Here is a 15,756-nt window from a genome sequence, read left to right on the forward strand (position 1 = left end):
GCCTGCGCAACGCGAAGAAGCCACTGCTGCTGCTCGGCGGCGGCTGCGTCGAGGCCGCCGCCGAAGCGCGTGCCCTGGCCGCCGCGCTGGACGCGCCGACCGCCCTGACGATCAACGCCAAGGGCCTGCTACCGGCCGACCACCCGCTGCTGCTGGGCAGCAACCAGTCCTGCGTGCCGGTACGCGAGCTGGCCGCCGAGGCCGACGTGGTGCTGGCCATCGGCACCGAGCTGGGCGAAACCGACTACGACGTGGTGTTCGACGGCGGCTTCGCCCTCGATGGCGAGTTGATCCGCATCGACATCGACCCGCAGCAACTGATGCGCAACTACACGCCTAGCCTGGCCATCCACAGCGACGCCCGGCTGGCCATGCGCGTGCTGCTGGCCGAACTGCCGGGCGGCGAGGCCTCGCCGGACAGCCCCGGGGCCCGGCGCGCCGCCGCCGTGCGCCAGCGCCTGGCCGAAGACTTCGCCGGCTGGTCGCACTATCGCCAGCTGTTCGCCGCGATCCTCGCCGAGTGGCCGGACGCCCGCTTCGTCGGCGACTCGACCCAGACCGTCTACAGCGGCAACCACCTGGTCGATCTCGACGAGCCGCGCCGCTGGTTCAACGCCTCCACCGGCTACGGCACCCTCGGCTATGGCCTGCCCGCCGCCATCGGCGCCAAGCTCGGCGAGCCGGGACGCCCGGTGGTCAGCCTGATGGGCGACGGCGGCCTGCAGTTCACCCTGCCGGAACTGGCCAGCGCGGTGGAAGCCAAGGTCGGCATCGTCGTGCTGCTGTGGAACAACCACGGCTATGGCGAGATCAAGCGCTACATGGAGCGGCGCGAGATCACTCCGCTCGGGGTCGATATCTACACCCCGGACTTCCTCGCCATCGCCCGCGGCTTCGGCTGCGCCGCCGAACGCGCGCGCGATCTCGAGCACCTGCGCGAACTGCTGCGCGGCGCCCCGGCGGACCGTCCGCTGATCGTCGAGGTGCTGCAAGCCGCGCCCTTCCATCCCTGACCCGGAGCCCGCCATGGACGATTCCGAACTCTACCGCTCCCTCTGCGAGATCCTCGGCGCCCGTGGCGTGCGCGACAGTGCCGCGCTCGCCGGGCAGGACCCCGGCTACCATCCGCAGAACCTCGCCGGAAGCTTCCTGGTCCTGCCGGAAAGCACCGACCAGGTCGCTGCCGTGGTGCGTCTGTGCCGCCAGGCGGGACGCGCCCTGGTGCCCCAGGGCGGACTCACCGGTCTGGTCGGCGGCGGCGCCGCGCAAGCCGGCGACGTGCTGCTCTCGCTGCGCAGGCTGAACCGCATACACCGGCTGGATGCGGCCAGCCAGACCCTCGACCTCGACGCCGGCGTCACCCTCGAACAGGCCCAGGCGCTGGCCGCCGAGGCCGGACTCGACCCCGGCATCGATCTCGCCGCGCGCGGCAGCGCCAGCGTCGGCGGGCTGGTAGCGACCAACGCCGGCGGCATCCGCGCCTTCCGCTTCGGCACCATGCGCCAGCGCGTGCTCGGCCTGGAAGCGGTACTCGCCGACGGCAGCGTCTACAGCGACCTGCGCGGGCTGCTGAAGAACACCACCGGCTACGACCTCAAGCAGTTGTTCGTCGGCGCCGAAGGCACCCTCGGCATCGTCACCCGTGCGGTACTGCGCCTGGAGCCGTTGCAGCGTCCCGGCGCCACCGCCCTGCTCGGCCTGCCCGACGTCGACGCGGCGATCACCATCGCCGCGCGCCTGCGCCGCGAGCACGCCGAACGCCTGTTCGCCTGCGAGATCCTCTGGCACGACTACCTGCAATGCACCGCCGCACCCATGGGCGACAGCGCGCCGAGCCTGGCGCCCTGCCCTCTCTACCTGCTGGTGGAACTGGCCGAGGACCGCCACCTGGATGCCGGCGAGGCGCTCACCGCCCTGCTGGAAGACTGCTTCGAGGACGGGCTGGTGGAAGACGCCCTGCTCGCCGCCAACGAAACCCAGCGCCTGGCCATCTGGCGCCTGCGCGAAGACTCCGACGCGGCCATCCACGCCGGCGTCGACAGCCTGTCCTTCGACGTATCGCTGCCGGTGCCGGCCCTGGCCGGCTACGTCGAGCGCATCCGGCGGCGCCTGGACGACCTGGTGAAGGGCATGCAGGTCTTCCTCTTCGGCCATTTCCTCGACGGCAACCTGCACGTCATGCTCGCCGCCGACGTCCCGCTGCTGCCGCTGCACCAGGCGGTGGAGGAAATCCTCTACGGCGAGTTGGGCGAATGCGCTGGCGTGATCTCCGCCGAGCACGGCATCGGCCTGGAGAAGAAGGAAGCCCTGGGACGCTACGCCGATCCGCTGAAGCTCGCGCTGATGGCGCAGATCAAGGAACTGCTCGACCCCAGCGGACTGTTCAACCCGGGCAAGGTCATACCCTGAACGCCTATCCTTCTGGGATAGCCTTTCCACCGACAGAGACCGCAATGAGAATCGTCAGCCGCGACCGCTGGTTCGAAACCCGGCACTTCTACAACGGTATCAGCCTGATCCACGAGCCCTACGTGCGCCCCTTCTATCGCTGCAACATGTGGCATGTCCAGGGCCGCGAGCGCGACGTGCTGGTGGACAGCGGCTCCGGTCTGGTCAGCCTGCGCGAGCAACTGCCCTGGCTCACCGAACGACCGCTGCTGGCGGTGGCCAGCCACACCCACTTCGACCATATCGCCGGCCACCACGAATTCGCCGAGCGCCTGGCGCATCCGGCCGAGGCGGAGATCCTCGCCGCGCCGGACGGCGACAACACCCTGGCGCGCGCCTATGTCGGCGACGAGATGTTCGAGGCGCATCCGGAGTGCCCGCTGTGCTACGCCGAATACCGGGTGCGAGCAGCGCCGGCGACCCGCCTGATCGACGAAGGCGACGTGCTCGATCTCGGCGACCGCGTGCTGCAGGTGCTGCACACGCCCGGGCACTCGCCGGGCGGCATCAGCCTGTGGGAAGCGGCGACACAGACGCTGTTTTCCGGCGACATCGTCTACGACGGTCCGCTGGTCGAGGACGCCTATCATTCCAACCTCGACGACTATGCCGCCAGCCTCGCGCGCCTGCGCGAGCTACCGGTGCGCACCGTGCATGGCGGGCATTTCGCGAGCTTTTCCGGGGAGCGTTTGAGGGAAATGATCGTCGCCTGGTTCAGGAACCACGATCGATAGGCCAAAACCGGGACTCTGGCCAGCGCCGCAGGCGGAGGCCAGAGCGTCGGGGAACCGGCTCAGCGACGTTGCCGCGCGGCGAGGCGCCGGCGTTGCTCGTCGTTTTCCACCGGGATGGGTTGCATGCGCGGGGGCTCGATCAGGCCAAGGGCGACACCGAGTTGCCACGCCAGGTTTTGCAGCCAGAGTTTCATGACAGGCCCCTTGTCCAAGGGAAGGAGAATCGGGCGACCTGACAAGTCAGGTCGCCCTAGGAAAGAGTAGACCGGCGTCCCACTCTCCGCACGTTCCACTCCGTCCTTGGAAACAACTTTACTGCGGGAAACCGGCCCCGGACCCTGACCTGAATCAAGCCAACGCCGATTCCCGCCCTTGCAGAAGACCGATCCAGGCCTTCAGGTTGGCGCCGACCATGCCCTTGCGCCAGACCAGCCAGGTACTCGCCCGGGCGAACGGTTCGGCCAGCGCATGCACCGCCACCGACTCCCGCCCCGGCAGGCTTTGCAGCATCGACACCGGCATCAGCGCCACCCCGCCGCCGGCCACCACGCAGGCCAGCATGCTGTGGTAGGACTCGATCTCCATCACCCGGCCCATGCTCACCCGCGCGCTGGCGAACCAGGACTCCAGCAGCAGGCGATAGGAGCAGCGCGGGCGGAAGGCGATCACCGCGCTGCCGGCCACGTCCTCGGGACCGCGCACCGGCGGGTGGCCATTCTCGGTGACCAGCACCATGCGCTCCTCGAACATCGGCAGGCCCTCCAGACCGTCGAAGTCCAGCGGGCCGTCCACCAGCACGGCGTCCAGGCGCCCGCCCAGCAGCGACTCGACCAGCTCGCCGCTGGGCGCGGTCTGCAATTGCAGGTTCACCGCCGGATAGCGCCGGTGGTATTCCGCCAGGCGCGGCGGCAGGTGGATCGCCGCGGTGCTGTACATCGAGCCGAGGGCGAAGTCGCCCACCGGTTCGCCTCCCTGCACCGCCGCGCGCGCCTCCTCCTGCAGGGCGAACAGCCGCGCGGCGTAGTCCAGCAGGACCTTGCCGGCCGGCGACAGTTGCAGGCGCTGGCGTTCGCGGAGGAACAGGTCGACGCCAAGCTGTTCCTCCAGTTGCCGCAGGCGCGTCGACAGGTTCGACGGCACCCGGTGCAGGCGCTCGGCGGCGCGGGCGATGGAGCCTTCCTCGGCGACCGCCTGGAAGATCCTCAACTGGCCGAACTCCACGGTTAATTCTCCAAAACAGAACAAGTAATTCACGATTATTCATTTTTACAGAATTGCCGCAAGGCCTAACCTGCTGCCATTCATCCCCCGGCAGGAATCCGCACATGTCCCGTGATTTTCTTCGTTCGCCGCTGGTCGGCCTGCTCGCCTGCCTGCTGGCGCTGGTGGTCGCCATGGGGGTCGGGCGCTTCTCCCTGACCCCGCAACTGCCGCACCTGATCCGCGAAGGCCAGCTCGACCTGACCGGCGCCGGCCTGCTGGCCGCCGCCAACTACCTCGGCTACCTGGTCGGCGCGCTGGACGCGCTGTTCGCCCGCGAAGCGCGGCAGGCGCGCTTGCGCCTGCTGGTCGGGCTATGGGCCTGCTTCGGCCTGACCCTGGCCTCGGTCTGGGCCGAGGGCTTCTGGCCGCACGCGCTGCTGCGCTTCGGTCTTGGCGTGGCCAGCGCCTGGGTCCTGATCATGGTCACCGCCCTCAGCCAGCGCCTCGCCGCGGAAAGCGGTCGGGCCCGGCTGGGCGCGCTGGTGTTCGCCGGCCCCGGCATCGGGGTGATGGTCACCGGCCTGCTGGCGGCATTGGGCAACGCCCTGGGCCAGGACTCGGTGTTCATCTGGAAGCTCTTCGCCGACCTCGCGCTGGTCCTGATCCTCATGCTCCTGCCGCTGCTGCCGCGCCCGGCCGCACGCAGCGCCGGCCACGACGCGCCTGCAACGGCAAGCGAGAACGCCGGCCTCGGCCGCCTGACCTGGGCCTACGGACTGGTCGGCCTCGGCTACATCATCCCGGCCACCTTTCTCTCGCAGATGGCCGCGGCGCGTTTCCACGGGCAATGGCAGGCCGATCTGTTCTGGCCCTGCTTCGGCCTGGCCTCGGCCACCGGGGTAGTGCTGATCAGCCTGCGCCGGCAGCGCCCGGACGGCACCCGCCGCTGGCTGGTCGGCGCGCTCTGGCTACAGGCCCTCGGCGTGCTCGCCTGCCTGCTGCCGGGGATCGGCGGACTGGCCCTGGGGGTAGTGCTGACCGGCCTGCCGTTCCTCGCCGGCATGCAACTGGTGATGCAATACGCCCGCGAACTGGCGCCGCATACGCCGCAGCGCAACGCCGGCCAACTGACCACCGGTTTCGCCCTCGGCCAGTTGCTCGGCCCGCTGCTGGCGGCGCTCAGCACGCATTTCGCCGGCGGCCTGCAACCGGCGCTGGCGCTCGCCGGGCTCGGCCTGGTCTTCGCCGGCCTGCTGTTGCGCCGGCCGCACTCGCTCAGCGTCGCAGCAGGCGTCGCAGCCACTGCTCGCCGCTGACCAGGGTGATGCCGGCGAGGACCAGCGCCGCGCCGGCGACGAAGTTCAGGCTGAGCGGCTCGCCCAGCAGCAATACGCCGAAGGTGACGCCGAACAGGGGGGTCATGAAGGAGAAGATCGCCAGGTTGTTCGCCAGGTAGCGACGCAGCAACCAGAACCAGCAGAAGTAGCTGGCGAACGACACCACCACGCCCTGGAACAGCACGCTGGCGGTGCTCACCGGGGTCCAGCGGACCTCGCCGAGCTGGCCGCTGAAAAGAGCGATCAGCAATAACCCGGCGCATGCCACGAACAATTGGTAGAACAGCGTCAGGCTTGGCGGTGCCTCGGACAGCCGGGTGCCGCGCACTGCCACCGTGGTCGCGCCCCAGGACATCCCGGCGAGCAGGCCGAAAGCGTCGCCGAGCAGCATCCGCCCATCCATTTCCGCCCACGACAGGCCTCCGCCGAAGGCCACCGCTATGCCGCCGAAGCACACCGCCACGCCCAGCCACTGCAAGGGCCGCAGGCGTTCGCTGGGAAGCAGGAAGTGCAGCCCGAGGGCAGAGAAGATCGGCGCGGTATAGAGGAACACCGACATGTGCGAAGCCGTGGTGTATTGCAGGCCGAGGGCGATGAACAGGAACTCCAGGGCGAACAGCGTGCCGGTCAGCAGGCCGGCGCCCAGGGTGCCCTGGCGCAAGCCCTCCCAGCCGCCGCGCCAGCACATCAGCAGGCCGACCAGGGCGGCGGCGATGCCGGAACGGATGGCCGCCTGCATGACCGGCGCGATGTCCGTCGCCGCCCACTTGATGGTCACCTGCTGGATGCCCCAGATCACGCAGAGCAACAGCATCGTCTGGAAGGCGAAGGCATCGGCGGACTTACGCATGGCGGACTCACAGGCAGGCATGGAAGGAAGCGGCCGCCAGCGGCGACCGTCGGGCAGCGCCATTATGGACAAGCCGGCGCGCCCGGTCGAAGCCTGGAAGCGACCTCCAGCGGGTCGTGGGCGGCGGTTCCGGCCTGCTTGCCTGGCCTGGGGGACGCTATCCGTCCTGCGAACCCGCCATCTGGCCGCGGCCGCTCACTTGCCGGTCTTGATCCTGCTCCAGGTCCGCGTGCGCAGCCGCTCCAGCTTCGGCGGCAGCATCTCCACCGAATACAGCCTGGCCTGCACTTCTTCCGGCGGGTAGACGTTCGGATTGTCGCGCAACTCCGCCGAGATCAAACCGTCCGCCGCCTTGTTCGGGTTGGCGTAGGCCACGTAGTCGGAGATCGGCGCCACCACCTCCGGGCGCAGCAGGTAGTTGAGGAAGGCGTGCGCCTGCTCGACGTTCTTCGCGTCGCGCGGAATCGCCAGCACGTCGAACCAGGCCGCGGCGCCCTCCTTCGGAATGCGGTACTCGATGCGTATGCCGTTCTTCGCTTCCCTGGCCCGGTTGGCCGCCTGCATCGCTCCGCCGGACCAGGCGATGGCCACGCAGACGTTGCCGTTGGCCAGGTCGCTGACGAACTTCGAGGAACTGAAGTAGGTGATGTACGGGCGCAGCTTCGCCAGGTGCTCCTCGGCTCGGCGGTAGTCTTCCGGTTGGTGGCTGTTGGGCGACAGGCCGAGATAGTGCAGCACCTCGGGGATCACCTCGGTGGGCGAGTCGAGGAAGGCCACGCCGCACTGTTGCAGCTTCGCCAGGTTCTCCGGCTTGAACACCAGGTCCCAGGAGTCCAGCGGCGCATCGTCGCCGAGCACCGCGCGGACCTTGTCGAGGTTGTAGGCGATGCCGTTGGTGCCCCACATGTAGGGCATCACGTAGCGGTTGCCGGGGTCCTTGCCGGCAAGCACCTTGAGCAGGGCCGGGTTGAGGTTCTTCCAGTTCGGCAGCTTGCTCTTGTCCAGCGGCTGGAACACTTCGGCCTTCAGGTAGTTGGGCAGGAAGCTGTCGCTGGGCACCACCAGGTCGTAGCCGGAATGCCCGGACAGCAGCTTGGCCTCGAGCACCTCGTTGCTGTCGTAGACGTCGTACTTCGGCGCGATGCCGGTCTGCGCCTGGAAGTTCTTCAGGGTGTCCGGGGCGATGTAGTCGAACCAGTTGTAGATCCGTACTTCCGGCGCGGCCTGGACCAGCCCGGCGGAAACGGCCAGCGCGAGGCCGGCCAGCAGCTTGCGAGTCGATTGCATGCTTCGCTCCTCAGCGGGCCGCGCCTTCGTAGCCCTGCAGCACGTTGACCGCGTTGATGCCGATGGCTTCCACCGCATAGCCGCCTTCCATGATGAACAGGGTCGGCAGGCCCAGCCGGGCGATGCGCTCGCCCATCCGCAGGTAGTCCGGCGAATCCAGCCTGAACTGGGAGATCGGGTCTTCCTTGTAGGTGTCCACGCCGAGGGAAATCACCAGGGCATCCGGGGCGTAGCCGGCGATCCGCACGCAGGCGTCGTCGAGCGCCGCCGACCAGAGGTCCCAGCCGCTGCTATGGGCCAGCGGATAGTTGTGGTTGCAGCCCTCGCCGGCGCCTTCGCCGCGCTCGTCGGCGTAGCCGAGGAAGTACGGGTATTCGACCCGCGGATCGCCATGGATCGAGGCGAACAGCACGTCGTCGCGGCGGTAGAAGATATCCTGCGTGCCGTTGCCATGGTGATAGTCGACATCAAGGATCGCCACGCGCCGGGCGCCCTGGTCGAGGAACGCCTGGGTGGCGATGGCGGCATTGTTGAGGAAGCAGTAGCCGCCCATGAAGTCGCCACCGGCGTGATGGCCCGGCGGACGGCAGAGAGCGAAGGCGCTGCGGGCGCCCTGGCGCATATGCTCCTGGGCGGTCAGCGCGACCTGGGCGGAGCTGTAGATGGCCTGCCAGGTGCCGGCGGTGATCGGCGCCTCGGTGTCGAAGCTGTAGTAGCCCAGCTCGCCCATCAGCGCCGTGGGGATCGGCCCGTCGCGGCGCAGGCGGCGGCCGGGGAAGGTGGTGGACACCAGGTCGCCGCTGTGGCCTTCGGCGGTCCAGCGGGCCCAGGCGCCCTGGAGGAAGTCCAGGTAGGCGGCGTCGTGGATGCGCAGCAGCGGCTCGCGGCCGAAATCCTTCGGCGCGATCACCTCGCCAAGGTTCTGCGACTTCACCCGGGCCAGCACGGTGTCGGCCCGGCTGGGCATTTCGAAACAGGGTTGCAGCTTGCCGTCGACCAGTTCCGACTGGCCGAAGTGCAGACGATGATCGTCGCTGTAGACGCTCAGCATGGAGAGACCTCGCAGGTTTCTTGTTCTTGGTGGAGGGATTCTGCCCAGCGCGCGGTCGCGGCAAAACGGCGGCGGCGGCCAAAAAGGGATCGATATGGCCAGAATCCATGTCCCTTTAGCGCCGCCTGGCGATTATCGACGCGGGGAATTACTCGGCGCCCGCACCGGTCCATACTGCTTGAGCCAGTCAGGATCGAAAGGGGGATTCGATGAGGCGCGCCAGCCTGCATATGTTGCTCTGCCAGTTCGCCATGGCCCTGGGCCTGCTCCTGAGCCTGGGCAGCGAGGCCTGGGCCGCCAGGCCGGCTCTGCAGGCGGCCGTCGACCTGGAAGCGCCGGCCGCCCTGGCCGAGGACGCCAGCCTCGACCAGCTCAACGCGCAACTCGACCTGATCCGCCAGCGCGTCACCGCCGACGCCAGCGACGACCTCCTCGCCGAGTTGCGCCAGAGCGCGCTGCAAGTCCAGCGCCAGGCCGACGCCCTGCTCGCGCTGCGGGTGGCCGACATCGAGCGGCTCGACGATCAGTTGAAAGTGATCGGCCCGCCGCAGCCCGACGAGGCGGAAAGCCTCGCCGCCCAGCGCCAGGCCCTGACCCGGCAGAAGAACGCCCTGCTCGATGACGAACGCCAGGCCACCCAGCTCGGCCAGTCGTCCCGCGACCTGGCGGCACAGATCGTCAACCTGCGCCGCAGCCTGTTCAACTCGCAGATCAGCAGCCGCGCGGCGACACCGTTCAGCCCGAGCTTCTGGTCGACCCTGATCCGTCCCACCGACGACGACCTGCGCCGTCTGGACAAGCTGAAGGCGGAGGCCCTGGTCGCCTTCGACAGCGCCATCGCGCCCGGACACCGCTGGGCCTTCGCCGGAACCCTGCTGGCCACCGTGCTGGTCTGGAGCTTCGGCCGCCGCCTGCTGGAGCGCATGCTTACCTGGGCGATGATCCGCTGGCTGCCGGAAGGCCGCCTGCGGCGCAGCGCCCTGGCCCTGGCGGTCGGGCTGGCGACCATCCTGACCATCGTCGGCGCGGTGTCGCTGATGCGCTGGGGCCTGGAAAGCAACGCCAGCCTGAGCCCCGACATGGCCAGCCTGACCGATCAACTGGTGAGCCTGGCGACCTTCTGCGCCTTCATCGCCGGCCTCGGCCGCGCCCTGCTGATGCTGCCGCGACCATCCTGGCGGCTGCCGGCGATCCCGGACAGGATCGCCAGCGCCCTCGGCCCGTTCCCGGCGATCCTCGCAGTGGCGCTGATGCTGGTGGCCACCGAGGAACGGATCAACAGCGTCACCGGCACCAGCCTGGCCCTGACCGTCGCCCTCAACGGCCTGACCGCGCTGGTCACCGCGCTGATCTTCGCCGCCGCCCTGCTGCGCTACCACCATGTGCGGCGCAAGCACGACCTGGAGCGGCCAGGCGGGATCGCCGGGCTGATCCCCTTCGTCGCCTCGGTATGGATCGCGGCGATCCTCCTCGCCCTGTTCACCGGCTACCTGTCGCTGGCCTACTTCCTCACCGGCAAGCTGCTGTGGATCAGCGTGATCGCGGCCACCACCTACCTGCTGATCGCTTTCTTCGGCGACATCTGCGAAACCCTGCTCTCGCCCAAGCACCCCAGCGGCCTGGCGCTGGCCAATGCGCTCGGCCTGTCGCCGCGCCACCAGGCCCAGGCCAGCACGGTGCTGGCCGGGGTCGGCCGCACCCTGCTGCTGCTCACCGCGCTGCTGCTGGCCTTCCTTCCGGTCGGCTCGAGCCCCAGCGAACTGCTGCAGGGCTTCGCCCAACTGGGCGAAAGCAGCAAGACCCTGGGCAACCTGAACATCGTCCCGCAGGACATCCTGGTCGCCCTGCTGCTGTTCGTCGGCGGCCTGTTCGCCCTGCGCATCGTCAAGCGCTGGCTGAGCGAGCGGTTGCTGCCGGAAACCAACATGGACGCCGGCATGCGCGCCTCGCTGGTGACCCTGGTCGGCTACCTCGGCTTCGTGCTCCTGGCGATGCTGGTGATGTCCACCCTGCGCATCAACCTGACCAGCCTGACCTGGGTGGTCAGCGCCCTCTCGGTAGGCATCGGCTTCGGCCTGCAGGCCATCGTGCAGAACTTCATTTCCGGCCTGATCCTGCTGACCGAGCGGCCAGTGAAGGTCGGCGACTGGGTCAGCCTGGGCGGGGTCGAGGGCGATATCCGGCGGATCAACGTGCGCGCCACCGAGATCCAGATGGGCGACCGCTCCACGGTGATCGTGCCGAACTCGCAGTTCATCTCCCAGACCGTGCGCAACGTGACCATGGGCAATGCCCTCGGGGTGGTCGGGGTGAACCTGACCCTGCCGCTGGACACCGACGCGATGAAGGTCCGCGAACTGCTCTTGCAGGCCTTCGCCGAACACCCGGCGATCCTCGACGCACCGGCGCCCTCGGTGACGTTCAAGGATCTCGCCAGCAACGGCCTGGTGCTCAACGCCAGCGGCTTCGTCAACAGCCCGCGTTCGGTGGCCGGCGCGCGCAGCGACCTGCTCTTCACCATCCTCGACCGCTTGCGCAGCGAAGGCATCGCGCTGTCCTCGCCACAGAGCCTGCTGATGATCCAGGATGGCGGCCCGGCCAGCGCCGCGCCTGCGCCCGCGACGCCCGATTGAAGCGAAGGGGCGGACTGGCCGTCACGCAACGGGTAGAATCCGCCCCTTTTTCAACGCCGAACCGTCATGAATCGCGAAGCCCTCGATACCCTCCTCCAGCACCTGCTCGCCGCGCTGTCCCCGGCGCCGGCGGAGACCCGCCGTCTGTTCCATGGTCGCGGCCGCTGCTGGCCGGGCCTGGAACAATTGACCGCGGACTGGCTGCAGGGCGTCCTGCTGGTGACTCTGTTCAAGGAGCCGCAGCCGGAGGAACTGGAGGCCTTGCGTCGGACCCTGGGGCAACTGACCACGGCGCCGGCCTGGGCTGCGAGCCAGGGCCGGCACCTGGTCCTGCAGCACCGCTACCGCCCAGACAGCGCCTGCGAATGGCTGTCGGGCGAGCCGCTGGAAACCTGGGACATCGTGGAAAACGGACTGCGCTTCCGCCTCGACCTGGGACGCAACCAGAACACCGGGCTATTCCTCGACATGCGCCTGGGCCGCCGCTGGGTGCAGGAGCAGGCCGCCGGCCGCCGCGTGCTCAACCTGTTCGCCTACACCTGCGGCTTCTCGGTGGCGGCCATTGCCGGCGGCGCCAGCCAGGTGGTCAACCTGGACATGGCCCGCGGCCCGCTCAACCGCGGCCGCGACAATCACCGCCTGAACGGCCACGACCTCGGCCGGGTGAGCTTCCTCGGCCACGAACTGTTCAAGTCCTGGGGCAAGCTGCGCAAGCTCGGCCCGTACGACCTGGTGATCGTCGATCCGCCGAGCTTCCAGAAAGGCAGCTTCGTCCTGACCCAGGACTACCGCAGGATTCTCCGCCGCCTGCCGGAACTGCTGGTGCCCGGCGGCACCCTGCTGGCCTGTATCAACGACCCGGCCATCGGCCCCGACTTCCTCCTCGAGGAAACCGCCCGCGAGGCGCCGTCGCTGCACTTCGTCGAACGCCTGGAGAATCCGCCGGAGTTCCCCGATGTCGACCCCGCGGCGGGCCTCAAGGCGCTGCTGTTCCGCAACGCAGGCTGATCGACGCGCGGGCGGCGTGCCGCTAGGCTGTCGGCATGGACATGCCCGATGGCTTCATCCCCCTGCCGCCACGCGTCGAACCGCAGGCGGCCTTTCGCCCCCTGCTCGACGACCTGCGCCGAACCCTGGCCCGGCCTCCGTTCGAGCGGGCCGTGCACAGCGTCTACCTGTACGGCAGCGTCGCCCGCGGCGAGGCCATCACGGGGCGCTCCGACCTCGACCTGACCCTGGTCCTGCGCGACCCGCCCAGCCCCGAACTGGCCGCGCAACTGGAAACCGCGCGCCTGGCATTGCAGGCGCGCCACCCGGAAGTCAGCAAGATCGATTTCGATATCGGCCACCTGGACCAGGCCCGCGATCCGGCCAACCGCGATAGCTGGGGCTATTGGCTCAAGCACCGCTGCCGCTGCCTGTGGGGCGAAGACCTGGCCAGCGCCCTGCCGCCCTTGCGTCCGGCGAAAGCCATCGCCCTGGCCCTCAACGGCGACTATGCGCAGGTGCTGGAAGACTATGCGCGACGCCTGGAAAGCGCGTCCTCGGAGGAGGAGCGCCGCCGCCTGCAACGGGAAGCGGCGAAGAAGCTGATCCGCTCCAGCGACATCCTTCGCGGGGAGACGGAGAGCGTCTGGCCGGAGACCCTGGAGCATTACCTGCCGCTGTTTCGCGCGCGGTACCCCGGACAGGCGCCGGCCCTGGAATATTTCAAGGCCGTGCTGGACGGCCAGGCCGAAGACCCGGCGGCGTTCATCGAACGCTTGCGCGCGTTCAGCGCCTGGATGCAGCGCCAGGCGTAGCCCGCCGAGACAGTCGTCCTCAGCGTCGGGCCAACAGGGCCGTGGCGCCCTGGGCCTTGCGCGTGTACCAGAGCACCCGGCTGACGCCACGGGTGATCGCCACGTAGGCCAGGCGCAGGCTTTCGTCCTCCATGGCCTGGTCGTAACTGTTGCGGAAGAAGCCCGATGCCGCGTACAGCGCGTTGCGCAACGGATGCTTCTCGCCCGGCAGGCAGTCGTCGACGACGATCGCCACTTCGGCCTGGAGGCCCTTGGCGCGATGGATGGTCATGCCCTTCACCGGCAGCGCGCGATCCAACTCCGCCTGGATCGCCTGCAACGGCTCGTTGCGCCGGCTCAGCAACAGCACCGCGGTGCGCTCGCTGCTTTCGCGAGCGGCGGCGTGCTCGCACTGGGCGCGGATTTCCGCCAGCAGCTTCGGCAGTTGCGCACGCAGGTCGAAACGCTGCACCAGCTTCACGCCATGGTCGCCCGGCTGGATCGGGCGGAACGCGCGGCAGGTCTTGTCCTGCTTGAAACGCACCCCGGCCAGCACCTTCTCGCCGTCGCGAATGATCGGTTCGACGGAGCGGTAGTTGGTTTCCAGCACCAGCAGCGCGCTCTTGCGTCCCCGCCCACGCGAGGGGAAGTGCCGGTCGAAGTCGATGAACAGCTCCGGCGAACTGCCGCGCCAGCCGTAGATCGACTGCCAGTCGTCGCCGATGGCCATCAGGCTCGGCGCGGTGCCCTGGGTTGCCAGGCGACGGTGCAACGCCTGTAGCCAGAGGACGATCTGCGGCGAGACATCCTGGAACTCGTCGATCAGCAGATGGGTGAACGGCGCCAGCGCCGTTTCCGCCAGGGCCCCGCCGGCCATCCGCTCGCCGAGCTGCTGGAACGCGGCGTCGAAGGTCATCAGGCCCTCCTCGCGCAACAGCGCCTGGAACCTCGCCCAGAACAGTGCCATGGCTTCAACGAAAATCTTCTCGCGCAGCCCGCATTCCAGCTTGCCTCTGTCCAGGCGTTCGACGCACAGGCCCAGGCTCTCGGCGAACCCGGCCTGAGCATGGAAGGCTTCGTACAGCGGCAGCGCCTGGAACTCGCCGGCCAGCTTGAACGGCTCCAGCGGCGCCTTCGGCTGCCGCCGCGCGCCCTCTTCCGGCTCCGCCGGAGGCGGCAGTTCCAGCAGCTTGTGGGTCTTGGCACGGAACGCCGGGCTTGCCGCGTAGCACTGCTGGTAGGCCTGCTTCAGCAGGCGCTGCTGGGCCGGACGCAGGCGTCCGGCGGCAAGGGGGTTGTCCGGCTCGGCGGCGGGGTCGCGGTCGTCCAGTTGTTCGAACCAGCGCGGATTGCCGAGCACCTCGCGGGCCAGGCTGCCGAGCGCCGAATGGAAAGTGCGCACGCACTGCCGCGCCTGGGCCGCGTCGAACGGGTACTGCCAATGGGCGAGCACGCGCAGCAATTGTTCGCGCAACTGCGCGCAGGAGGCGTTGGTGAAGGAAATCACCGTCAGCCGCTGCGGCTCGACCCCCAGGTGGCAGAGCATGAACACCACCCGCAGGACCAGGGTGGTCGACTTGCCCGAGCCGGCACCGGCAAAGATCCGCGCCAGCGGCTGGCGGCAGAGGATCATCGCCCACTGTTCCTCGGACGGCGGGCTGACCACGCCGAGCGTCGCGGCCTGCGCCACCTGCTCGCGCATGGCGCGCTCCTGGGATTCGTCGACCTTCAGTGCGGCAGCCGGATAGATTCCCTGCGGCGCGCCCCGCGAGGCGGCAGCGGGCTTGCGCGGGGTCCCCCGAACGGCGCCCTTCGCAGGCTTGCCGGTGGCCTTGCCCGGGACCTTCGCGGCGTTCTTCCGGGAGCGGGCCTTGGCCGGCTGCAACAAGGCTTCGCGAGCCTCGCGTTCGGCCTGCAGGTAGGCAGTGGTACGCGGGAAACAACGCGCCAGGGCGCTGGAGAGCATCGACTTGTAGCGCCGTACGGCAGACAGCATCGGGGACCGGTCCAGACAAAGCATGTGGCTGAATCATAAGTGTTTTCCGCCCTCGGCCGACAGTCGGACGGGGACCGCCCATCGCGCCAGGGCAACCCTTGCGCGACCGCGCCGGTCTACCCTTCGGGCCCTGCCGGCCTGCCAACTCAGCGAAAACAAGGAGCCTACCCATGAGCGATTGGGCAATCACCTACAGCAAGGACGAAGCCACCGAACGCCAAGTCCTACCGTTCCCCCACAAGCCGAGCCCCGAAGAGGTCGCCGAGCACCTGCTGGAATGGGCCGAGGCCAACCTCAAGCCGGGCCACTACAGCACCGGCAAGCTGGAAAGCGACGAGCCGGCGGAACTGCTGCTGCGCCGCTTCGGCATCGTCGTCACCGGCATCGCCGAAGCCTGATCCCTCCCGCGACCGGCAGACGCCGGTCGCTTCCGCCG

At 69.0% G+C, this 15,756-nt stretch carries 14 protein-coding genes; 8 read left to right on the forward strand and 6 right to left on the reverse strand.

The window, feature by feature from the left end:
* The 3 genes from HMPREF2581_RS33635 to HMPREF2581_RS23310 all read left to right on the forward strand — a co-directional run.
* Positions 1-1,013: thiamine pyrophosphate-dependent enzyme (locus HMPREF2581_RS33635; protein ID WP_031632576.1), on the forward strand; the 1,013-nt coding region annotated here is incomplete at its 5' end.
* A gap of 13 nt (positions 1,014-1,026) precedes the next feature.
* Positions 1,027-2,409 (forward strand): FAD-binding oxidoreductase, encoded by a 1,383-nt coding sequence (locus tag HMPREF2581_RS23305; protein WP_003087009.1) that lies wholly within the window; start codon positions 1,027-1,029, stop codon positions 2,407-2,409.
* 44 nt (positions 2,410-2,453) lie between these two features.
* On the forward strand, positions 2,454-3,182 hold the full coding sequence (locus HMPREF2581_RS23310; RefSeq protein ID WP_003082954.1) for an MBL fold metallo-hydrolase: 729 nt from the start codon (positions 2,454-2,456) through the stop codon (positions 3,180-3,182).
* A 59-nt stretch (positions 3,183-3,241) separates the two neighbouring features.
* On the opposite strand, the gene HMPREF2581_RS33640 is transcribed toward HMPREF2581_RS23310, so the two are convergent.
* Both HMPREF2581_RS33640 and HMPREF2581_RS23315 read right to left on the reverse strand, forming a co-directional pair.
* Complete coding sequence (locus HMPREF2581_RS33640; protein WP_003087006.1) at positions 3,242-3,376, reverse strand: PA1414 family protein; 135 nt, start codon at positions 3,374-3,376, stop codon at positions 3,242-3,244.
* A gap of 154 nt (positions 3,377-3,530) precedes the next feature.
* Positions 3,531-4,403, reverse strand: coding sequence for a putrescine utilization regulator PtrR (locus HMPREF2581_RS23315; protein ID WP_003087005.1), 873 nt, complete (start codon positions 4,401-4,403; stop codon positions 3,531-3,533).
* Between the two features lie 104 nt (positions 4,404-4,507).
* Here HMPREF2581_RS23315 and HMPREF2581_RS23320 point away from each other — a divergent pair, with 104 nt between their 5' ends.
* Positions 4,508-5,701 (forward strand): MFS transporter, encoded by a 1,194-nt coding sequence (locus HMPREF2581_RS23320; RefSeq protein WP_003105421.1) that lies wholly within the window; start codon positions 4,508-4,510, stop codon positions 5,699-5,701.
* On the opposite strand, the gene HMPREF2581_RS23325 is transcribed toward HMPREF2581_RS23320, so the two are convergent.
* The 3 genes from HMPREF2581_RS23325 to aphA all read right to left on the reverse strand — a co-directional run bounded on the left by HMPREF2581_RS23325 (position 5,661) and on the right by aphA (position 8,910).
* Positions 5,661-6,572: a DMT family transporter gene (locus HMPREF2581_RS23325; protein ID WP_003122956.1), complete on the reverse strand. Its 912-nt coding sequence runs from the start codon at positions 6,570-6,572 to the stop codon at positions 5,661-5,663. The two genes, HMPREF2581_RS23320 and HMPREF2581_RS23325, sit on opposite strands and share 41 nt — an antisense overlap.
* Positions 6,573-6,767: 195 nt before the next feature.
* Entirely contained in the window at positions 6,768-7,859 is a 1,092-nt protein-coding gene (locus tag HMPREF2581_RS23330) for an extracellular solute-binding protein (RefSeq protein WP_003140299.1), read from the reverse strand.
* 10 nt (positions 7,860-7,869) lie between these two features.
* Positions 7,870-8,910 carry an acetylpolyamine amidohydrolase AphA gene (gene aphA / locus HMPREF2581_RS23335; RefSeq protein WP_003140300.1) on the reverse strand — a complete coding sequence of 347 codons (1,041 nt, stop codon included), beginning with the start codon at positions 8,908-8,910 and terminating at the stop codon, positions 7,870-7,872.
* Positions 8,911-9,119: 209 nt separating this feature from the next.
* Here aphA and HMPREF2581_RS23340 point away from each other — a divergent pair, with 209 nt between their 5' ends.
* From HMPREF2581_RS23340 to HMPREF2581_RS23350, 3 genes are all read left to right on the forward strand, one after another.
* Positions 9,120-11,543 carry a DUF3772 domain-containing protein gene (locus HMPREF2581_RS23340; protein ID WP_003140301.1) on the forward strand — a complete coding sequence of 808 codons (2,424 nt, stop codon included), beginning with the start codon at positions 9,120-9,122 and terminating at the stop codon, positions 11,541-11,543.
* 66 nt (positions 11,544-11,609) lie between these two features.
* Positions 11,610-12,551, forward strand: coding sequence for a class I SAM-dependent methyltransferase (locus HMPREF2581_RS23345; RefSeq protein ID WP_003086994.1), 942 nt, complete (start codon positions 11,610-11,612; stop codon positions 12,549-12,551).
* Positions 12,552-12,586: 35 nt separating this feature from the next.
* Positions 12,587-13,345 carry a nucleotidyltransferase domain-containing protein gene (locus HMPREF2581_RS23350; protein ID WP_003140302.1) on the forward strand — a complete coding sequence of 253 codons (759 nt, stop codon included), beginning with the start codon at positions 12,587-12,589 and terminating at the stop codon, positions 13,343-13,345.
* 19 nt (positions 13,346-13,364) lie between these two features.
* On the opposite strand, the gene HMPREF2581_RS23355 is transcribed toward HMPREF2581_RS23350, so the two are convergent.
* On the reverse strand, positions 13,365-15,320 hold the full coding sequence (locus HMPREF2581_RS23355; RefSeq protein ID WP_016254142.1) for a UvrD-helicase domain-containing protein: 1,956 nt from the start codon (positions 15,318-15,320) through the stop codon (positions 13,365-13,367).
* A gap of 170 nt (positions 15,321-15,490) precedes the next feature.
* On the opposite strand from HMPREF2581_RS23355, the gene HMPREF2581_RS23360 reads away from it, so the two are divergent.
* The gene (locus tag HMPREF2581_RS23360) at positions 15,491-15,718 is read left to right on the forward strand and encodes a hypothetical protein (RefSeq protein ID WP_003082927.1); all 228 of its coding nucleotides are present in this window, start codon (positions 15,491-15,493) and stop codon (positions 15,716-15,718) included.
* Positions 15,719-15,756: the final 38 nt, after the last annotated feature.

This window comes from Pseudomonas sp. HMSC057H01 (assembly GCF_001836405.1).
GTDB classification, from domain to species: Bacteria; Pseudomonadota; Gammaproteobacteria; order Pseudomonadales; family Pseudomonadaceae; genus Pseudomonas; species Pseudomonas aeruginosa.

Bases quoted from the DNA above. Each gene is read 5' to 3' on its own strand.
- HMPREF2581_RS23305 (WP_003087009.1), top strand. From the start codon at position 1,027: ATGGACGATTCCGAACTCTACCGCTCCCTCTGCGAGATCCTCGGCGCC.
- HMPREF2581_RS23310 (WP_003082954.1), top strand. From the start codon at position 2,454: ATGAGAATCGTCAGCCGCGACCGCTGGTTCGAAACCCGGCACTTCTAC.
- HMPREF2581_RS33640 (WP_003087006.1), bottom strand. From the start codon at position 3,376: ATGAAACTCTGGCTGCAAAACCTGGCGTGGCAACTCGGTGTCGCCCTT.
- HMPREF2581_RS23320 (WP_003105421.1), top strand. From the start codon at position 4,508: ATGTCCCGTGATTTTCTTCGTTCGCCGCTGGTCGGCCTGCTCGCCTGC.
- HMPREF2581_RS23325 (WP_003122956.1), bottom strand. From the start codon at position 6,572: ATGCGTAAGTCCGCCGATGCCTTCGCCTTCCAGACGATGCTGTTGCTC.
- HMPREF2581_RS23330 (WP_003140299.1), bottom strand. From the start codon at position 7,859: ATGCAATCGACTCGCAAGCTGCTGGCCGGCCTCGCGCTGGCCGTTTCC.
- aphA (WP_003140300.1), bottom strand. From the start codon at position 8,910: ATGCTGAGCGTCTACAGCGACGATCATCGTCTGCACTTCGGCCAGTCG.
- HMPREF2581_RS23340 (WP_003140301.1), top strand. From the start codon at position 9,120: ATGAGGCGCGCCAGCCTGCATATGTTGCTCTGCCAGTTCGCCATGGCC.
- HMPREF2581_RS23345 (WP_003086994.1), top strand. From the start codon at position 11,610: ATGAATCGCGAAGCCCTCGATACCCTCCTCCAGCACCTGCTCGCCGCG.
- HMPREF2581_RS23350 (WP_003140302.1), top strand. From the start codon at position 12,587: ATGGACATGCCCGATGGCTTCATCCCCCTGCCGCCACGCGTCGAACCG.
- HMPREF2581_RS23355 (WP_016254142.1), bottom strand. From the start codon at position 15,320: ATGCTGTCTGCCGTACGGCGCTACAAGTCGATGCTCTCCAGCGCCCTG.
- HMPREF2581_RS23360 (WP_003082927.1), top strand. From the start codon at position 15,491: ATGAGCGATTGGGCAATCACCTACAGCAAGGACGAAGCCACCGAACGC.